12 protein-coding genes are annotated in these 16150 nt (G+C 73.9%); 7 read left to right on the top strand and 5 right to left on the bottom strand.

Annotated elements, in window-relative coordinates; all coding sequences use genetic code 11:
- Positions 1 to 4 precede the first annotated feature (4 nt).
- Entirely contained in the window at positions 5 to 562 is a 558-nt protein-coding gene (locus tag AB0J12_RS27745) for a septum formation initiator family protein (protein ID WP_363267176.1), read from the bottom strand.
- Positions 563 to 1001: 439 nt separating this feature from the next.
- On the bottom strand, positions 1002 to 1958 hold the full coding sequence (gene rsmH, locus AB0J12_RS27740; RefSeq protein ID WP_363267175.1) for a 16S rRNA (cytosine(1402)-N(4))-methyltransferase RsmH: 957 nt from the start codon (positions 1956 to 1958) through the stop codon (positions 1002 to 1004).
- 686 nt (positions 1959 to 2644) lie between these two features.
- Here rsmH and AB0J12_RS27735 point away from each other — a divergent pair.
- Genes AB0J12_RS27735 through AB0J12_RS27725 form a run of 3 tightly spaced genes read left to right on the top strand, consistent with a single transcriptional unit; the run spans position 2645 to position 7538 of the window.
- Positions 2645 to 3682 carry a MoxR family ATPase gene (locus AB0J12_RS27735; RefSeq protein WP_363267174.1) on the top strand — a complete coding sequence of 346 codons (1038 nt, stop codon included), beginning with the start codon at positions 2645 to 2647 and terminating at the stop codon, positions 3680 to 3682.
- Positions 3682 to 5058: a DUF58 domain-containing protein gene (locus AB0J12_RS27730; RefSeq protein ID WP_363267173.1), complete on the top strand. Its 1377-nt coding sequence runs from the start codon at positions 3682 to 3684 to the stop codon at positions 5056 to 5058. Before AB0J12_RS27735 ends, AB0J12_RS27730 begins: the two co-directional genes overlap by 1 nt.
- Positions 5058 to 7538 (top strand): DUF3488 and transglutaminase-like domain-containing protein, encoded by a 2481-nt coding sequence (locus tag AB0J12_RS27725; protein WP_363267222.1) that lies wholly within the window; start codon positions 5058 to 5060, stop codon positions 7536 to 7538. Before AB0J12_RS27730 ends, AB0J12_RS27725 begins: the two co-directional genes overlap by 1 nt.
- Positions 7539 to 8256: 718 nt before the next feature.
- On the opposite strand, the gene AB0J12_RS27720 is transcribed toward AB0J12_RS27725, so the two are convergent.
- The 3 genes from AB0J12_RS27720 to AB0J12_RS27710 all read right to left on the bottom strand — a co-directional run bounded on the left by AB0J12_RS27720 (position 8257) and on the right by AB0J12_RS27710 (position 10407).
- On the bottom strand, positions 8257 to 8649 hold the full coding sequence (locus AB0J12_RS27720) for a DUF3040 domain-containing protein (protein ID WP_363267172.1): 393 nt from the start codon (positions 8647 to 8649) through the stop codon (positions 8257 to 8259).
- A 287-nt stretch (positions 8650 to 8936) separates the two neighbouring features.
- A complete protein-coding gene (locus AB0J12_RS27715) occupies positions 8937 to 9707 on the bottom strand; it encodes a methyltransferase (RefSeq protein ID WP_363267171.1) in 771 nt (256 codons plus the stop codon).
- A gap of 136 nt (positions 9708 to 9843) precedes the next feature.
- A complete protein-coding gene (locus AB0J12_RS27710; protein WP_363267170.1) occupies positions 9844 to 10407 on the bottom strand; it encodes an SAV_6107 family HEPN domain-containing protein in 564 nt (187 codons plus the stop codon).
- 166 nt (positions 10408 to 10573) lie between these two features.
- On the opposite strand from AB0J12_RS27710, the gene AB0J12_RS27705 reads away from it, so the two are divergent.
- The 4 genes from AB0J12_RS27705 (at position 10574) to AB0J12_RS27690 (ending at position 16147) form a co-directional block, all read left to right on the top strand.
- Positions 10574 to 11419, top strand: a complete 846-nt coding sequence (locus AB0J12_RS27705; protein WP_363267169.1) for an ATP-binding cassette domain-containing protein — start codon at positions 10574 to 10576, stop codon at positions 11417 to 11419.
- On the top strand, positions 11391 to 13475 hold the full coding sequence (locus tag AB0J12_RS27700) for a YhgE/Pip domain-containing protein (protein ID WP_363267168.1): 2085 nt from the start codon (positions 11391 to 11393) through the stop codon (positions 13473 to 13475). The genes AB0J12_RS27705 and AB0J12_RS27700 overlap by 29 nt, the downstream gene beginning before the upstream one ends.
- A gap of 71 nt (positions 13476 to 13546) precedes the next feature.
- Positions 13547 to 14173 carry a TetR/AcrR family transcriptional regulator gene (locus AB0J12_RS27695; protein WP_363267167.1) on the top strand — a complete coding sequence of 209 codons (627 nt, stop codon included), beginning with the start codon at positions 13547 to 13549 and terminating at the stop codon, positions 14171 to 14173.
- Between the two features lie 435 nt (positions 14174 to 14608).
- Complete coding sequence (locus AB0J12_RS27690) at positions 14609 to 16147, top strand: NAD(P)/FAD-dependent oxidoreductase (protein ID WP_363267166.1); 1539 nt, start codon at positions 14609 to 14611, stop codon at positions 16145 to 16147.
- Positions 16148 to 16150 lie beyond the last annotated feature (3 nt).

Here is a 16150-nt window from a genome sequence, read left to right as displayed (position 1 = left end):
TCCGTCACCTGCCGGGGGGCGTCGTCTGGGATGTCTGGGGCGGGGTGGCGGCCGCCGGGGAGGCGGGGGCCACGGTCGCCGTCGCTGTCGCTGTCGCTGTCGGGGAGGGGGAACCCGAGGAGGACGCCGGGGGTGTCGGTGCCTGGCCGGTGGGCGCGGCCTCCGGGGCGATGACGAGCGGGGCGTCCTCGAGGTCGGCGGCGGGCGAGGGGAAGCCCTTGACGGTGCCGTCCAGGCCGAGGAAGGCGGGGTCGCCGCCCGGCACCATGCCCAGCTCGCGGGCGCGGCGCTGCAGGGCCTCGGGGGCGGAGTAGGCGTCCACGTCGCGTTGCAGGGCCTGCTCCTCGTCGGTGAGCGACTTGGTGTCCTTCTGCAGATCGTCCTGCTGGAACGAGCCTTCGCTGAGCGCGGAGTTCAGCACGAGGAGCCCGATGAGCCCGCCGCCCAGCAGCAGGACGACGAGCAGGACGAACGGCGTACGGGCCGCCTGCCCCCGCCCGGCCCCCGGAAACAACCGAGCAAGCCGCGCGGCCCGCCCCTTCAGCTGGGGTTTCCTACTCATCGCCCCTCCCCCGGGTTCGCTCGTCGCTGTGCCACGTGGTCGCTGCCGCGCCGTACCGAGGACGCGGGCGGGTGCCGGTCCGACGGGGCTGACGGCATGCACGGCTGCCGCACCGCTCGCGGGTGGTGCGGTCGGCGCGGACCGTACGGCAGGCGCGGCCGCCGCACCGCTCGCGGATGGTGCGGTCGGCGCGGACCGGGCGCCGGCAGTCGCCCTCCCGGTAGGCCGGGCCGCGCAAGGCCGCCGGGTGATGCGGACGCGCGCGTGGGCGACGTGCCGCGGGTGGCCCAGGACAGCCCGGCCAGGTGGCGGGACCCGGGTGCCCAGGCCGTGGCCGGGCGTGAGCGGCGGAGCCTGACGCCCCCGCCGGGTGTCGCGGCCGTCGTCGGCCCCGGCCGCCGGGGGGTGATCCCCGCGCGGGCCCGCCCCGTCGCCTGGCTCACTCCACGTCCTCCCTGATGCGCTCGGCGCCGCGCAGCCGCGCGGGGGCCGCCCGGCGGTTCTCGACGACCTCTTCCTCGGTGGGAAGTTCGGCACCACGGGTGAGCAGCTTGAGCCGCGGCTGGTAACGCTCCGGCACAACGGGCAGCCCGGGCGGCGCGGTGGTGGCGGCGCCGGCCGCGAAGACCTGCTTGACCAGCCGGTCCTCCAGGGAGTGGTAGGACAGGACGGCGATGCGTCCGCCCACAGCGAGCGTCTTGACCGCGGCCGGGATCGCCCGCTCCAGTACGGACAGCTCCCCGTTGACCTCGATGCGCAGCGCCTGGAAGGTGCGCTTGGCCGGGTTGCCGCCGGTGCGCTTGGCGGCCTGCGGCAGCGCGTCCCGGATCAGCTCCACCAGCCGTGCGCTGTTGCTGAACGGCTCCTTCTCCCGCTCGCGCACGATCGCGGACACGATCCGCTTGGCCTGCTTCTCCTCGCCGTACGCGCGCAGGATGCGGACGAGTTCGCCGGGCGGATAGGTGTTGAGCACCTCGGCGGCGCTGACCCCTGTGGTCTGGTCCATGCGCATGTCGAGCGGCGCGTCCTGCGCGTAGGCGAACCCGCGATCGGCCTCGTCCAGCTGCATGGAGGAGACGCCCAGGTCGAACAGCACGCCCTGCACGCGCGCGATGCCGAGCCGGTCGAGGACCTCGGGCAGCTCGTCGTAGACGGCGTGCACGAGCGTGGCGCGTTCCTCGTAGGGCGCGAGCCGCTCGCCGGAGAGCCGCAGCGCCTCCTTGTCGCGGTCGAGGCCGATCAGCCGGGCCTCGGGGAAGCGGGTCAGCAGCGCCTCGCTGTGGCCGCCCAGGCCCAGGGTGCAGTCGACGACGACCGCCCCCGGCTCCTGCAGGGCGGGCGCCAGCAGGTCCAGACACCGCTGGAGCATCACCGGGACGTGTCGACTCTGACTCAAGGGGCCCTCTCAGGTCCGGCGCGAACGCTCCGCACCGCCGGGTCCCCGCCCGCTCCCGGAAGGGGAGGCCGACCGGCGCCTCACGGCGGCGGCCGGCCGGGAGCGGGAGGAGGCCGAGCCGTACGTACGCGCCGCGCACGTGGGAGATCTCCGGACAGCACGCCGGGGGTCTTGCAGCGTTCTTACGGGGGACGGGACGTCCCGTGGGGAGGGCCTCGCCTCCCGCTTCGCGTCACTTTAGTCCACCCTGTCTCGCGGTCAATCAACCGGCCTGCGCGTCGTGCACCGGCAGGCGCGCGTAGCGCCGGATCCGGGAAATTCACCCGTTCGGCACCGCCTGCGTCACCCATGTGGGTCACGGCAGTGGAGTGACGTGCTGACCGGTGCCGGCCGCGCCCGAACAGCGCGGCCAGGACGATCGCGGATACCCGTTCCGGAGCCCGGTCCTCGCGTTCCTCTCACGCATCGTTCGCGAAATCCGGCGTTTCCAGGGCCGAAAGGCCGCAAGGGCTGACATATCGCAGCCAGTTGTCCACAGGCGAGTGACACGAACCGGTAACGGCAACAAGAATGCGGTTGTGACGTCGCGTGGAACCTTTTCCGCGGGGTGTCCGTGATTCGGGGTGGGCCGGTTTCGCATCACAGAGCGGCGGCCCGAAAGCAAGAAACGGGCCGAGGAGGGCCGGGTGACGACCTATGACGAGCGAGCGAGCCTTACAGATCTGACCGCCACCGCGGAGCGTGTGCGCAGCTCCGTGGAGGGAGTGATCGAGGGCAAGCCCGAGGTCGTTCGGCTGGCACTGACCGTGCTGCTCGCCGAGGGACACCTCTTGATCGAGGACGTCCCCGGTGTCGGCAAGACGATGCTCGCCAAGACGCTGGCGCGTTCGATCGACTGCTCGGTGCGGCGGATCCAGTTCACCCCGGACCTGCTGCCCTCGGACATCACCGGTGTGTCCATCTGGGACCAGCAGCGCCGGGACTTCGAGTTCAAGCCGGGCGCGATCTTCGCGCAGATCGTGATCGGCGACGAGATCAACCGGGCCTCGCCCAAGACGCAGTCGGCGCTGCTGGAGTCGATGGAGGAGCGCCAGGTCACCATCGACGGGCAGACCTACGAGCTGCCCAGCCCCTTCATGGTGGTGGCCACGCAGAACCCGGTCGAGATGGAGGGCACCTACCCGCTGCCCGAGGCGCAGCGCGACCGCTTCATGGCCCGTGTCTCCATCGGCTACCCCAGCCCGGAGGCCGAACTGCAGATGCTGGACGTGCACGGCGGCGTCAGCCCCCTGGACGACCTCCAGCCGGTGGCGCACGCGCACGACGTGGTGAAGCTGATCGATGCCGTCCGCGGTGTCCACGTCGCCGACACGGTCCGGCGCTACGCGGTGGACCTGGTCGCCGCCACCCGCACCCACCCGGACCTCAGACTGGGCGCCTCCCCCCGCGCGACGCTCCACCTGCTGCGCGCGGCGAAGGCGTCCGCGGCCCTCAGCGGCCGGGAGTACGCGCTGCCGGACGACGTGCAGGCGCTCGCCGTGGCCGTCCTCGCGCACCGTCTGCTGCCCACCGCCCAGGCCCAGCTCAACCGCCGTACGGCCGAGCAGGTCGTGCTGGAGATCCTGCAGCACACCCCGGTCCCGGCCGCCTCGCAGCAGCACGGCTTCGGCCTGGGCGCCACCGCCGCCCCGGCCTACCCGCAGCAGCCGCCGCGGAGGCTGTGATGGCCTACGACGGGGGGACGGGACGTCCGCAGGCCGGCCGCGGGGAGCAGGGCGGCATGCGGACGGCCCTGGCCGGGCTGACCACGCGCGGCCGCTCCTTCCTGGCCGCCGGCATCGCCGCCGCGATCTGTGCCTACGTCCTCGGCCAGGAGGGGCTGCTGCGCGTCGGACTGCTGCTGGCGGCGCTGCCACTGCTGTGCGCGGCCGTGCTCTACCGCACCCGCTACCGGGTCGCCGGCAGCCGCCGGCTGAGCCCCGCACGGGTGCCCGCGGGCAGCGAGGCCCGGGTCCATCTGCGGGTGGACAACGTCTCGCGGCTGCCCACGGGACTGCTGATGCTCCAGGACCGGGTGCCCTACGTGCTGGGTCCGCGCCCGCGCTTCGTGCTGGACAGGGTGGAGGCCGGCGGGCGCCGCGAGGTGTCCTACCGGGTCCGCTCCGACCTGCGCGGCCGCTTCCCGCTGGGCCCGCTCCAGCTGCGGCTGTCGGACCCGTTCGGCATGTGCGAACTGACGCGGTCCTTCTCCTCGTACGACACCCTGACGGTGATCCCGCGGGTGGAGCCGCTGCCGCCGGTGAGACTGACCGGCGAGGCGAAGGGGTACGGCGACGGGCGGCTGCGTTCGCTGGCCCTGGCCGGCGAGGACGACGTCATCCCGCGCGGTTACCGCTACGGCGACGATCTGCGCCGGGTGCACTGGCGGTCCACCGCCCGCTACGGCGAGCTGATGGTGCGGCGCGAGGAGCAGCCGCAGCGCTCGCGCTGCACCGTGCTGCTGGACACCCGGGGCGTGGCCTTCCGCGGCGCGGGCCCGGACTCCGCGTTCGAGTGGGCGGTGTCGGGGTGCGCCTCGGTGCTGACGCACATGCTGGAGCGGGGCTTCTCGGTGCGGCTGCTCACCGACACCGGCAGTTCCGTGCCCGGCGAGGGTGCCGACGGGTTCGCGGGCGCCAGCCAGCAGTCCGCGGACGCGGCCGGGATGATGATGGACACCCTCGCGGTGATCGACCACTCCGACGGCGCGGGTCTGTCCCGGGCCTACGACGTGCTGCGCGGCGGCAACGAGGGGCTGCTGGTGGCCTTCTTCGGTGACCTGGACGAGCAGCAGGCCGCGGTGGCCGCCCGGATGCGGCAGCGCAGCGCGGGCGCGATCGCGTTCGTGCTCGACAGCGAGGTGTGGCTGCGTGAACCGATCGACGCCCCTCGTCCGATGAACAGGACACAGGAGCGGTTGCGGCTGCTGCGGGAGGCGGGCTGGACGGCGCTGAGCGTCCCGCGGGGTGCGACGCCGGCCGATCTGTGGCGCCAGGCGGACCGGGAGCGCACGGCTCTCGCGGCCGCGGGCGGGCAGGGCCGTACGGGGGAGGCACGATGATGAGCGGACGGGCACGGCTGGCGCTGTTCGCCTGGGCGGCCACGGTGATGGCGTCCTGCGCGCTGCTGCCCCTGGTCGACCCGGCCACCTGGATCCTCCAGGCGGCGATCCTGCTGGCGATCCAGTCCGGCGTGGGCGCGGCGGCCCGGCGGGTGCCGCTGGCCCGGCCGCTGACCGTGGCCGCGCAGGCGCTGGTCACCCTGCTGCTGCTCACCCTGGTCTTCGCCGGCCGGCAGGCGGTGGCCGGGTTCGTCCCCGGCCCGCAGGCCTTGCAGCACTTCTCCGACCTGCTGCGGCAGGGCTCGGACGACATAGCGCGATATGCGATCCCTGCGCCGCTGGAGTCCGACGGCATCCGGCTGATGCTCGTCGGCGGCGTGATGGTGATCGGGCTGCTGGTGGACACGCTCGCCGTGACCTACCGCAGCGCGGCCCCGGCGGGGCTGCCGCTGCTCGCGCTGTACTCGGTCGCGGCGGGGCTGTCCGACGGCGGCATGAGCTGGCTGTGGTTCCTGGTGGCGGCCGCCGGGTATCTGATGCTGCTGCTCGCCGAGGGCCGGGAGCGGCTGTCGCAGTGGGGCCGTGTCTTCGGCGGCACCCCGCACGTCCCCGGAGCGCCGGACGGCCCGCTGGCCCCGGTGCGCACGGGCCGGCGCATCGGCGCCGTCGCGCTGGGCATCGCCCTGGTGGTGCCGCTGCTTCCGCTGCCGGCGATCCAGGGCGGATTGCTGGCCGACGCCCGGGCGGGCGTGGGCTCGGGCAGTGGCGGCGGGGGCACGATCTCCGCGGTCAACCCGCTGGTCTCGCTGCGCGACAGCCTGAACCAGGACGAGGACCGCACGGCCATGGTCCTGCGCACCAACAGCGACGACATCAGCGGCCTGTACCTGCGGATCGTGTCGCTGGACGACTTCGACGGCACCACCTGGAAGCCCGCCAAGCGGCACATCACCGAGGTGCCGGAGGAGTTCCCCAGCCCGGCCGGCCTGGGCGCGGACGTCAGGCGCGCGCAGATCACCACCCGCGTCTCCGCCGCCGACTGGTACGCCCAGGACTGGCTGCCGATGCCGTACCCGCCGAGCGGTGTGACCGTGGGCGGCAAGTGGCGCTACGAGCCGGTGGGCATGACGCTGGTCGGCGACCACGGCCAGACCACGCGCGGTGAGACGTACGAGGTGCGCAGCCTCGATGTGCGGCCGACTGCCCAGCAGCTGGCGTCGGCTCCACAGGCGCCGGAGCGGATCCGCCAGGAGTACACCAGGGTGCCGGGCTCGGTGCCGTCCGTGGTGGCGCGCACGGCCCGCCGGATCACCCGGAACGCGACGAGCGACTACGACAAGGCGGTCGCGCTGCAGGACTACTTCGCGCTGACCGGCGGCTTCCAGTACGACACGCAGGTGGAGGTGGGCAGCGGGCCCGACGCGATCGCCAAGTTCCTCAAGGACAAGGAGGGCTTCTGCGTCCACTTCTCCTTCGCCATGGCGGCGATGGCCCGGACGCTGGGCATACCCGCCCGGGTCGCGGTCGGTTTCGCGCCGGGGACGGTGCAGTCGGACGGCTCGGTCGCGGTGGGGGTGAAGGACGCGCACGCCTGGCCGGAGCTGTACTTCGAGGGCGTGGGCTGGACCCGCTTCGAGCCGACGCCGACCCGCGGGACGACGCCGTCCTACACCCAGCCGGACAGCCCCGGCAACAACGTCCCCGAGGCTCCGCAGGCCACGCGTTCGGCGGGCACCGCCCCGTCGGCGGCGCCCTCGGCGAGCACGAGCTGCTCGGCGCAGGCCAAGAAGCTCGACGAGTGCGCCGGTGCGCTGCCGCTGAACCCGACGCAGGGCAGCGGCGGCTCCACACCCTGGTGGGCGATCACCACCTGGACGCTGCTGGGCCTGGCGGCGTTGAGCGTGCTGCTGCTGCCCATGCTGTGGCGGGTGCGGCGGCGCGCGCTGCGGCTGGCGTCGGCGCAGCACGCGGCGGGCGCACCGGCCGCGTCCGGCCCGGGCCGCAAGGGCGGCGCCGAGGACCTGGAGGTGACCGCGGAGCCGGCGCGGCTCGCCGCGCAGCAGGCGGCGGCCGGGCATGTCCTGGCGGTGTGGCGCGAGCTGATCGACACGGCGTGGGACTACGGCATCCCGCCGGACGACGCGCTCACCCCGCGCAAGGCGGCGGCGCGGATCGTGCGGCTGGGTGAGCTGGAGGGACCGGCGGCCGCGTCGGTGCACCGGGTGGCGGGCGCCGTGGAACAGGTGCTGTACGCGCCGCGTCCGCGGGCGGAGGCCGGGCTGGCCGACGATGTGCGCCGGATGCGGGCCGCGCTCCGAGCGAAGGCCGACCGCCGCACCCGCCTGCGAGCCCTCGTCGCCCCCCGCTCAGCGGTCCGCGCACTGTGGGACCTCTCGGCCCGCTGGACAGCACTCACATCCCGCTGGTCCCAGCGCTGGACCCACCTGCTCCACCGCCCCTCGGGCCAGCGCACCGGCTGACACAGCGAGAGGCGACGCCCGGCCGACGGGGCTCCCTGGGCCGGCCGAGGGGGCTCCCCTGGGACGGCCGACGGGGGCTCCGCTAGTCGGCCCGGGTGTCCCCGGCCGATCCGCGGTTTCCTCGGCGGCCCAGGGTTTCGCGGCTGGCCGACGCCCGGCTGGCCGACGGGCCCCCGGCCGACCGACAGGGGCTCGCCGGCCCGGGGCTCCACGACCGACCTGCGGTTTCCCCGGCGGCCCCGGGATTCTCGCGGCTGGCCGACCGGGCCCCCGGCCGACCGACGCGGGATCCCCCTAGCCGGCCCGGGCTCCGCGACCGACCCGCGGTTTCCCCGGCGGCCCCGGGATTCTCGCGGCTGGCCGACCGGGCCCCCGGCCGACCGACGCGGGAATCCCCCTAGCCGGCCCGGGCTCCACGACCGACCCGCGGTTTCCCCGGCGGCCCCGGGGCGCTGGCGGGTGGAGCTCCCACGGCGGAAGCCGCCTCCGGCCGGACCTGGCGCTGCGGCGCGGGACTCCCTCCGCCTGGCCAACCGGGTCGCCCGCCCCTCAGGCCCACCGAGCCCACGCGGCGGCGGGGTCGTCCTGACCCCCGCCGCGCAGTGTGCGCCTCGCGCCGCGCACCCCCACCGGACTGCCGGGGCCCGTAGGCGCAGACGCGCGAGGGGTGACCACCTTCTGGTGGTCACCCCTCGGGATGTCGTCGAGAACCTGGCCCTCAGTGCCCCTGTTCGTCGCGGCGGCGCTGCCAGCGCTGTTCGATGCGGTCCATCATGGAGCGCTTCGGACCGCGCTGCCGCCGCGCGTGCGGACCGGCCGCGGCCGGTTGCTCTCCCGGCTTGGGCGCCTTGCGCCAGCCGGTCACCGCGAGGACGGCACACCCCAGCATCACGAGGAAGCCCACGACACTGAGCCAGACCTGCTTGGCGACCATTCCGGCCATGAGGAGCGCGATACCCACGAGGAAGCCCGCGACCGCCTGGTAGACCCGCCGCCGGGTGTACGTACGCAGCCCGCTTCCCTCGAGCGCCGACGCGAACTTGGGATCTTCGGCGTACAGCGCTCGCTCCATCTGCTCGAGCATGCGCTGCTCGTGCTCCGAGAGCGGCACGGAGTCCTCCTCATCGTGCAGTCGCCGGGGCGACCCGGGGGGTCCCTTCAGGATAGGCAGGGAATCGCCCCCGTGAAACCCGCCCCTCTGCGCCAATTGGCCAACCGGAATCCGTCATGGGCGTCCCGGCTCGCTGAGGCTTCCATTCCCCGGCGGCCGACCCGTCATGCCGGGCGGTCTCCTTAGATCATACGGCGACACGCACCCGAACGGGGGGTCTGTGGCGGACTCCATCCGCCGCCAACGCGCTGATCAACGGCGCGCCACGGATCGCCTCGGGGGCCGGTTCAGCCCTGCGCCGTCGCCCGCGTCTCACCCAGGATGTGCAGCTGGGTCGCCACGGAGTGGAACGCGGGGAGTTCGGCGGCGGCCTCCTCCAGCTTCAGCAGCGCCTCCAGCGCACCGGGCTCGGTGTCGACGAGCACCCCGGGGACGAGGTCGGCGAAGACCCGCACGCCGTGCACCGCGGCGACCCGCAGTCCCGCGCTCTCCACCAGCCCGGTGAGCTGCTCGGTGGTGAAGCGGCGCGGCACCGGGTCGCCGGTGCCCCAGCGGCCGTCGGGGTCGGCGAGGGCCTGCCGGGCCTCCTTGAAGTGCCCGGCGAGCGCCCGGGCGAGCACGGCTCCGCCGAGGCCGGCGGCGAGCAGGCTCAGCACGCCTTCGGAGCGCAGTGCGGCGACCGCGTTGCGCACGCCCTCGGCCGGGTCGTCCACGTACTCCAGGACGCCGTGGCACAGGACCACGTCGTAGCCGCCGCGCTCCGCCACGTCGAACAGGCCGTGGGCGTCGCCCTGCACGCCCTGCACCCGGTCGGCCACGCCCGCCTCGGCGGCGCGGCGCTCCAGGGCGAACAGCGCGTTGGGGCTGGGGTCGACGACGGTGACCTTGTGGCCGAGGCGGGCGACGGGCACCGCGAAGTTGCCGCTGCCGCCCCCGGTGTCGAGGACGTCCAGCACCTGCCGGCCCGTGGCCTTCACCCGCCGGTCGAGGGCGTCCTGGAGGACCTCCCAGACGACGGCGGTACGAAGAGAGGCTCGGGGTCGCATCGGGTCCGACACGTTGGTTGACTCCTCGGCGCGGCACCGCCACGTCCCGGCGGCGCGATACGGGCTGCCCTCCGGGCCCGGGTGCGGGACGGAAGGCTTCAGGCGTGCTCCACCCTATTGCCTCCGCGGTCGCCCCAGGCCACCGCGGTCAGCCCGCGTCCGGCATGTCCGCGCCCCTCACCTCCCGGCGGCCCGCCTCGTCCGTCTCCTGGCGTGGTTGCGGCAGGACCGGCTGGAGGACCAGCATCCGCTCGACGAGGCGGAGGAACATCGCCACGTCGCGTATCAGGTCGTCGGCGTCGCGGTGGCCGGCCGCGCCCTGGATGCCCGCCTCGGCCAGGGCACGGCGCCGGGCGCCGGAGGCGAACAGGGCGCTCCACTCGGTCAGTTCGGGCGCGATCTCGGGGAGCACTTCCCAGGCACTCCGGATCCTGGCCCGCTTCCTGGGACTGGTCTCGGGGCGGCCGCGGGCGGCGAGCACGGCGGCGGCGGTGCGCAGCGCGGCGAGGTGGGCCGTGGCGTAGCGCTCGTTGGGGGTCTCGAGGACGGTGGCCTCCTCGAGGCCGGCGCGGGCCTGGGCGAGCAGGTCGAGTGCGGCGGGCGGGGCAGAGGCCCGGCGCAGCACCGGGTGCACGTCGCTTGCCGGGCCGTTCAGTGAGGGGGCAGGGCCGGTGGCGCGGCGCCGGTGGGCGGCTGCGGAGTAGGTGGCCATGACGAACCTCCTGTCGTCTGCGTGACGGCACTGCCCGATGGGGTGCCGTATGTGCCCATCGTGAGGTATGCCACTGACAATCCGTTCTGACCTGGGCTTTTGCCTCGATCGAAGGTTCGGGCTAGTTTTTGCACTGACCAGTCAGTTCAAAAACTCAGGGGGTCACGTGGACGACGACTCGCCCGGGCTCGCCATAGCCGCCCGCGGCCTCGGACTCAAGGGGCCGCGGGGCTGGGCGTTCCGCGGCATCGACATCGACGCGGAGCCGGGTGCGCTGATCGCGGTCACCGGACCGTCCGGTTCGGGCCGTACCTGTCTCCTGCTCGCACTCACCGGACGTATGCGTCCCACCGAGGGGACGGTCACGGTCGGCGGCCACCGGCTGCCGAAGCGGATGGCCGCCCTGCGCCGGGTCAGCGCGCTCGCCCACGTCCCCGGCGTGACCGACCTGGATCCGGCCCTGACCGTCGGCGAGCACCTGCGCGAACGGGCCCTGCTCCAGCGGCGTTTCGGTGACGGGGTGCGCGCCCTGCTCCGGCCGCGCACGCGGTCCGCGACCGCCGCCCGGCGCATCGACGCCGCCCTGGCGGCCGCCGGGCTCGACCCGGAGACCCTGCCCAAGGGTCCCCGCACCGCCGTACGGGATCTGGAGCGGCTGGAGGCGCTGCGGCTGTCGGTCGCGCTCGCCCTGATCGGGCGGCCCGGGCTGCTCGGCGTGGACGACGCGGATCTGAAGCTGGCGGACGCCGGGCGTGCCGAGATGTGGGAGCTGCTCAGGTCCCTGACCGGGGCCGGCATCACCGTCGTCGCGGTGTGCAGCGAGGCACCCGAGGGCGCCGTCACCGTCACCACCGGCGGCGAGCGCGCAACCGGCGCGGACGGCACCACCCCCGACGACGCGGACGAGGACGAGGCCGGCACGGCCGAAGAGACCCCCGAGGGCGACGAGAGCCCCGAGGACGACGCGAAGGAGGCGGCGGCCGATGCGCTCGCCGAAACTGGCCGCTCTTGAGCTGCGGCGCTTCGGCCGGGGCAAGCTGCCGCGCGCCGCCCTGGTCGCGCTGCTGCTGCTCCCCCTGCTGTACGGCGCGCTGTACCTCTGGTCCTTCTGGGACCCCTACGGCCGCCTCGACCGCATCCCCGTCGCCCTGGTGAACGCGGACAAGGGCGCCACCGTCGGGGGGAAGAAGCTCACCGCCGGCGACGACATCACGCAGCGCCTGCTGGAGAGCCGCACGTTCGCATGGCATCAGGTGAGCCCAGAGCAGGCCCACCGGGGCGTCGAGGACGGCACGTACTACCTGTCGCTGACCATGCCCGCCGACTTCAGCGAGCGGATCGCCTCCAGCGCGGGTGACCACCCCGAGACCGGCGCCCTTCAGGTGCGCACCAACGACGCCAACAACTACATCGTCGGGCAGATCTCCCGGACGGTGTTCAGCGAGGTGCGCACGGCGGCCTCCACCAAGGCGTCGCGCTCCTTCCTGGACAAGATCTTCATCTCGTTCTCCGACATCCACGACAAGACCGTCCAGGCAGCGGGCGGCGCCGACCGGCTCAGCACCGGCATCGGCAAGGCGGAGAAGGGCTCCAAGGACCTCGCCGACGGACTGAAGGAAGCCAAGGCCGGCAGCGGCAAGCTGAACACCGGGCTCACCAAGCTGAACCAGGGCGCCGGTGATCTGGAGGACGGCTCGCAGCAGGTGGCCGACGGCACCCGGACGCTCGCCGGCAAGGTCAACGGCACCGCCGACCAGGTGCGCCCGTTCCTGAAGGCCAACCAGAAGACCATCGGGGACACCGCCCGGCTCGTCGCCGACTCCGCGGCCGCCGTCCAGCACAACCTCGACGACCTGGTGAAGCGGGCGCCGCAGGCCGCCAAGGGCGCCCATCTGGCCTCCGACGCGCTGAACTCCTTCTACCGGGAGCACTGCGAGAAGTCCCTGCTGCCGGACTCCGGCTGCGCCAAGCTGAAGGACGCCAAGCAGGCGGCCGCCGACGTGGCGGGTATCGCGGACGACCTCAACACCCTGATCGCCGACCAGAACGGCGATCTCACGACCATCCGCGCCAACCTCGCCACCCTGCAGAAGCAGGCGCAGGCCCTCGCCCAGCGCGCCCCGCACCTGACCGAGGACCTCGACGACGCCGTATCGAAGATCAACAAGCTCAACGACGGCGCGGCCAAGGTCGCCGCGGGTGCCAAGAAGCTGCACAGCGGGCTCGGCACCGCCTCGACCGGGGCCGGCACCCTCGACCAGGGCGTCGGCAAGCTGAAGACCGGCGCCGAGACCCTGAACGGCGGCATGTACAAGCTGGTCGACGGCTCCGGAAAGCTCGCCGGCGGGCTGCACGACGGCGCCGGGAAGATCCCCGACTACGACCGGCAGGACCGTGACCAGCGCACCGGTGTCATGGCCGACCCGGTCCGGCTCGCCTCCCACGACCTGCACGACGCGCCGAACTACGGCACCGGCTTCGCCCCGTACTTCATCCCGCTGTCGCTGTGGGTGGGCGCGATGGTGGCGTACATGCTGATCCCGCCGATGAACCGGCGCGCGCTCGCCGCGGGCGCCCCGGCGTGGCGGATCGCGCTGGCGGGCTGGCTGCCGGTGGTGGCCGTCGGCGTCCTGCAGACGGCGGCGCTCATGGCGGTCCTGCACTGGGCGATCGGTCTGCAGATGGCCCGCGCGGCCGGCACGGTCGGCTTCCTGTTCCTGGTGGCGGCGTGTTTCGCGGGGATCGTGCAGTGGCTCAACGCCCGCTTCGGCGCGGCCGGCCGCATCCTCGTCCTCGCCCTGCTGATGCTCCAGCTGACCTCGGCGGGCGGCACCTATCCGGTGCAGACCTCGCCGGGCTTCTTCAACGCGATCCACCCGTTCCTGCCGATGAGCTACGTGGTCGAGGCCCTGCGCCGGCTCATCACTGGCGGCGGGCTGCAACCGGTGTGGACGGCGTGCGCGGTCCTGGCGGCGTTCACGGCCGGGGCGCTCGCCCTGACCGCCCTGTCGGCGCGACGCCGGCAGGTGTGGACCCTGGACCGGCTGCACCCGGAGCTGAGCCTGTGACCGCCGCACCCGGGGCCGAGCCGGTGACCACGCGCACGTACCGCCGCGCGGGACCTGTGAGAATCAGCGCCATGGACAGCAGCACCACGCCGGGCGGCAGCTCCCGCCGCGAGGCCACCCGGCAGAAGCTCTACGAGGCCGCCGTCACGCTCATCGCCGAGCAGGGGTTCTCCGCCACCACGGTGGACGAGATCGCCGAACGGGCGGGCGTCGCGAAGGGCACGGTCTACTACAACTTCGCGAGCAAGTCGGTCCTGTTCGAGGAGTTGCTGCGGCACGGCGTGGGCCTGCTGACCGCCTCCCTGCGCCAGGCCGCCGAGTCCACCGCGAGCGGGGGCGGCTCCCGGGTGGACGCCTTGGACGCGATGATCCGCGCGGGGCTCGTGTTCATCGACCGCTACCCGGCCTTCACCCAGCTGTACGTGGCGGAGCTGTGGCGCACCAACCGGGCCTGGCAGTCCACCTTGATGGTGGTCCGGCAGGAGGCGGTCGCGGTCGTCGAAGGCGTCCTGCGCGAGGGCGTGGAGAACGGCGAGTTCAGCGAGGAGATCGATGTCCCGCTGACCGCCGCGGCCCTGGTCGGCATGGTGCTGGTGGCCGCCCTGGACTGGAAGTCCTTCCAGCCGGAGCGCTCCCTGGACGACGTCCACGCGGCGCTGTCGCGGCTGCTGCAGGGCCGAGTGAGCGGCCGCGGCTGACCGCCGAGCGCTGACCGGTGGGCCGGTGGACGCCGGCCGATGGGCGCTGACCGCTGCGCGCACGGGAAAGCGCCGGTCCGAAGTGGCCGCGTCCCCCGCGGGCCACGCCGGAACCGGCGCTTCCTGTTGCTCCCCCGTACGTCCCCCCGTGAGACCCCCGTGGTGCGGTCGTCCCCCGGATCTCCCCCGTGTCTCGCTCCCGCCGGCGTCCGCCGGCGGAAGGAGCGGATCGAGGGCCGCCGAGGTTCCGGCGCCCCGTGTCGCCGGTACTTCGGCCGTGCCCCTTCTCCGTGCCTCCACTCTCTCGTTCATGCAGGTCCGGGCCCATCCGCACAGCTACTCATCTCACCGGCTGAGTACGGATACTCAGACCTGCGCGCTCATGCCCAGGGCACTCGGTCGGCGGTGTCGGTGGGGGCGGATAAAGTCGCATGCATGGCACGGATTGCGGTGATCGGCGCCGGGATGGGCGCGATGGCGGCCGCCGCCCGGCTGGCCGTCGCGGGCCACCGGGTGGTGGTGTACGAGCGGTCGGACACGTACGGCGGAGCGGTGCGCCGCTTCGAGCGGGACGGGTTCCGCTTCGACACGGGCCCGGGGCTGCTGCCGCTGCCCGCGGTGTGGCGGGATCTGTTCGTCAAGACCGGCAAGGAGCCGCTGGAGAGCTGCGTCGATCTGATGCAGGTCGACCCGGCCTCGCACCACGTCTTCCCGGACGGCACGCGCGTGTCCCTGCCGAACGCCTCCCGCGCGGGCGTGGTCGCCGCCCTGGACGAGGCGCTCGGCAAGGGCGCCGGTGAGCGCTGGGGCGACTTCCTGGTCCGGGCCCGCGAGACATGGGACCGCACCCGCCGGCCCCTGCTGGAGGAGCCCCTGTGGCCGAACTGGCGGGTGCTGGCGGACAAGGAGCCCTACCCGGCGCTGGAGCGCAAGCGGCTGCTGCGGACCCGGAAGGCGGCGACGCTGGAGCAGATCGGGGCGTGGGAGCTGGGCGACGAGCGCCTGTCGGCCCTGCTCGACAGCCACGCCCTCGCCTACGGCCTCGACCCGCGCCGTACGCCCGCGAGCGCGGCGGTGCTGCCGTACATGGAGCACGCCTTCGGCCTCTGGTACGTCCGCGGCGGCATCCGTGAGCTGGCGCGGGCCGTGTACGAGCGGTGCCTCGCACGCAAGGTCGAGTTCGTCTTCGGCGCCGAGGTCACGGGCATCGCGGAGAAGGACGGCCGGGCCGCGGGGGTGGAGCTGGCTGGGGGCACCTCCCGGGCTTTCGGCTCCGGGTCAGGCACGGTGGCGGAGGCCGATCATGTGGTGGCCGGGGTGGACCCCGTGCGGCTCAACAGGCTGACCGAGCATCTGCTCGACGCGGACGGCGACGTCCGGGCGGACACGGTGACCGCCCGCCCGGGCCGGTTCACGGTGCTGCTGGCCCTGCGAGGGGCGCGCGAGGCCGGTGCGCCCCACCGGACGGTCGTGCACGCCCCCGACAGAACCGCCGAGCTGGAGTTCCTCACCGCCCGCCCCAGCGAGCCGGTGCGCCCCACGGTGACGGTGCTGCGGCCCGACGACCCTGCCCTGTGCCCGGACGCGGATCACGAGTCCGTCGTGCTGTCGGCCGTCGCGCCGACCGAGGCCGACTGGGATGTCGACGGCAACGCCGAGCGGTTCGCGGATCTCGTCGTGGACGCTGCCGAAGCGGCCGTTCCGGGATTGCGCAAGCGTGTCCTGTGGCGCGAGGTGTGCAGCCCGGACCGCACCGAGGACGAGACGGGCACCCACTTCGGCGCCATACCCGCCCCCTCGCTGGCCGCCGCCCACGGCGCCTTCCTGCACCCGGCCAACACCACCCGCCTGCCCGGCCTCTACCGGGTCGGTGGCTGGTCGCACCCCGGTGGTGGGCTCCCCCACGCCGGCATGTCGGGCGCCCTCGTCGCCGGGCTCATCGTCGAGGGGCCGCAGTTCCGCGGCTCCCAGTGACAG

The sequence above is a fragment of the Streptomyces sp. NPDC049915 genome, from assembly GCF_040656475.1.
GTDB lineage: Bacteria > Actinomycetota > Actinomycetes > Streptomycetales > Streptomycetaceae > Streptomyces.
This window is presented reverse-complemented; position numbering and strand designations above follow the sequence as displayed.

What these genes read in the sequence shown, in the direction of transcription:
- AB0J12_RS27745 (WP_363267176.1), bottom strand. Translation starts at nt 562, where the DNA reads ATGAGTAGGAAACCCCAGCTGAAGGGGCGGGCCGCGCGGCTTGCTCGG.
- AB0J12_RS27730 (WP_363267173.1), top strand. Translation starts at nt 3,682, where the DNA reads ATGGCCTACGACGGGGGGACGGGACGTCCGCAGGCCGGCCGCGGGGAG.
- AB0J12_RS27725 (WP_363267222.1), top strand. Translation starts at nt 5,058, where the DNA reads ATGAGCGGACGGGCACGGCTGGCGCTGTTCGCCTGGGCGGCCACGGTG.
- AB0J12_RS27710 (WP_363267170.1), bottom strand. Translation starts at nt 10,407, where the DNA reads ATGGCCACCTACTCCGCAGCCGCCCACCGGCGCCGCGCCACCGGCCCT.
- AB0J12_RS27700 (WP_363267168.1), top strand. Translation starts at nt 11,391, where the DNA reads ATGCGCTCGCCGAAACTGGCCGCTCTTGAGCTGCGGCGCTTCGGCCGG.
- AB0J12_RS27695 (WP_363267167.1), top strand. Translation starts at nt 13,547, where the DNA reads ATGGACAGCAGCACCACGCCGGGCGGCAGCTCCCGCCGCGAGGCCACC.
- AB0J12_RS27690 (WP_363267166.1), top strand. Translation starts at nt 14,609, where the DNA reads ATGGCACGGATTGCGGTGATCGGCGCCGGGATGGGCGCGATGGCGGCC.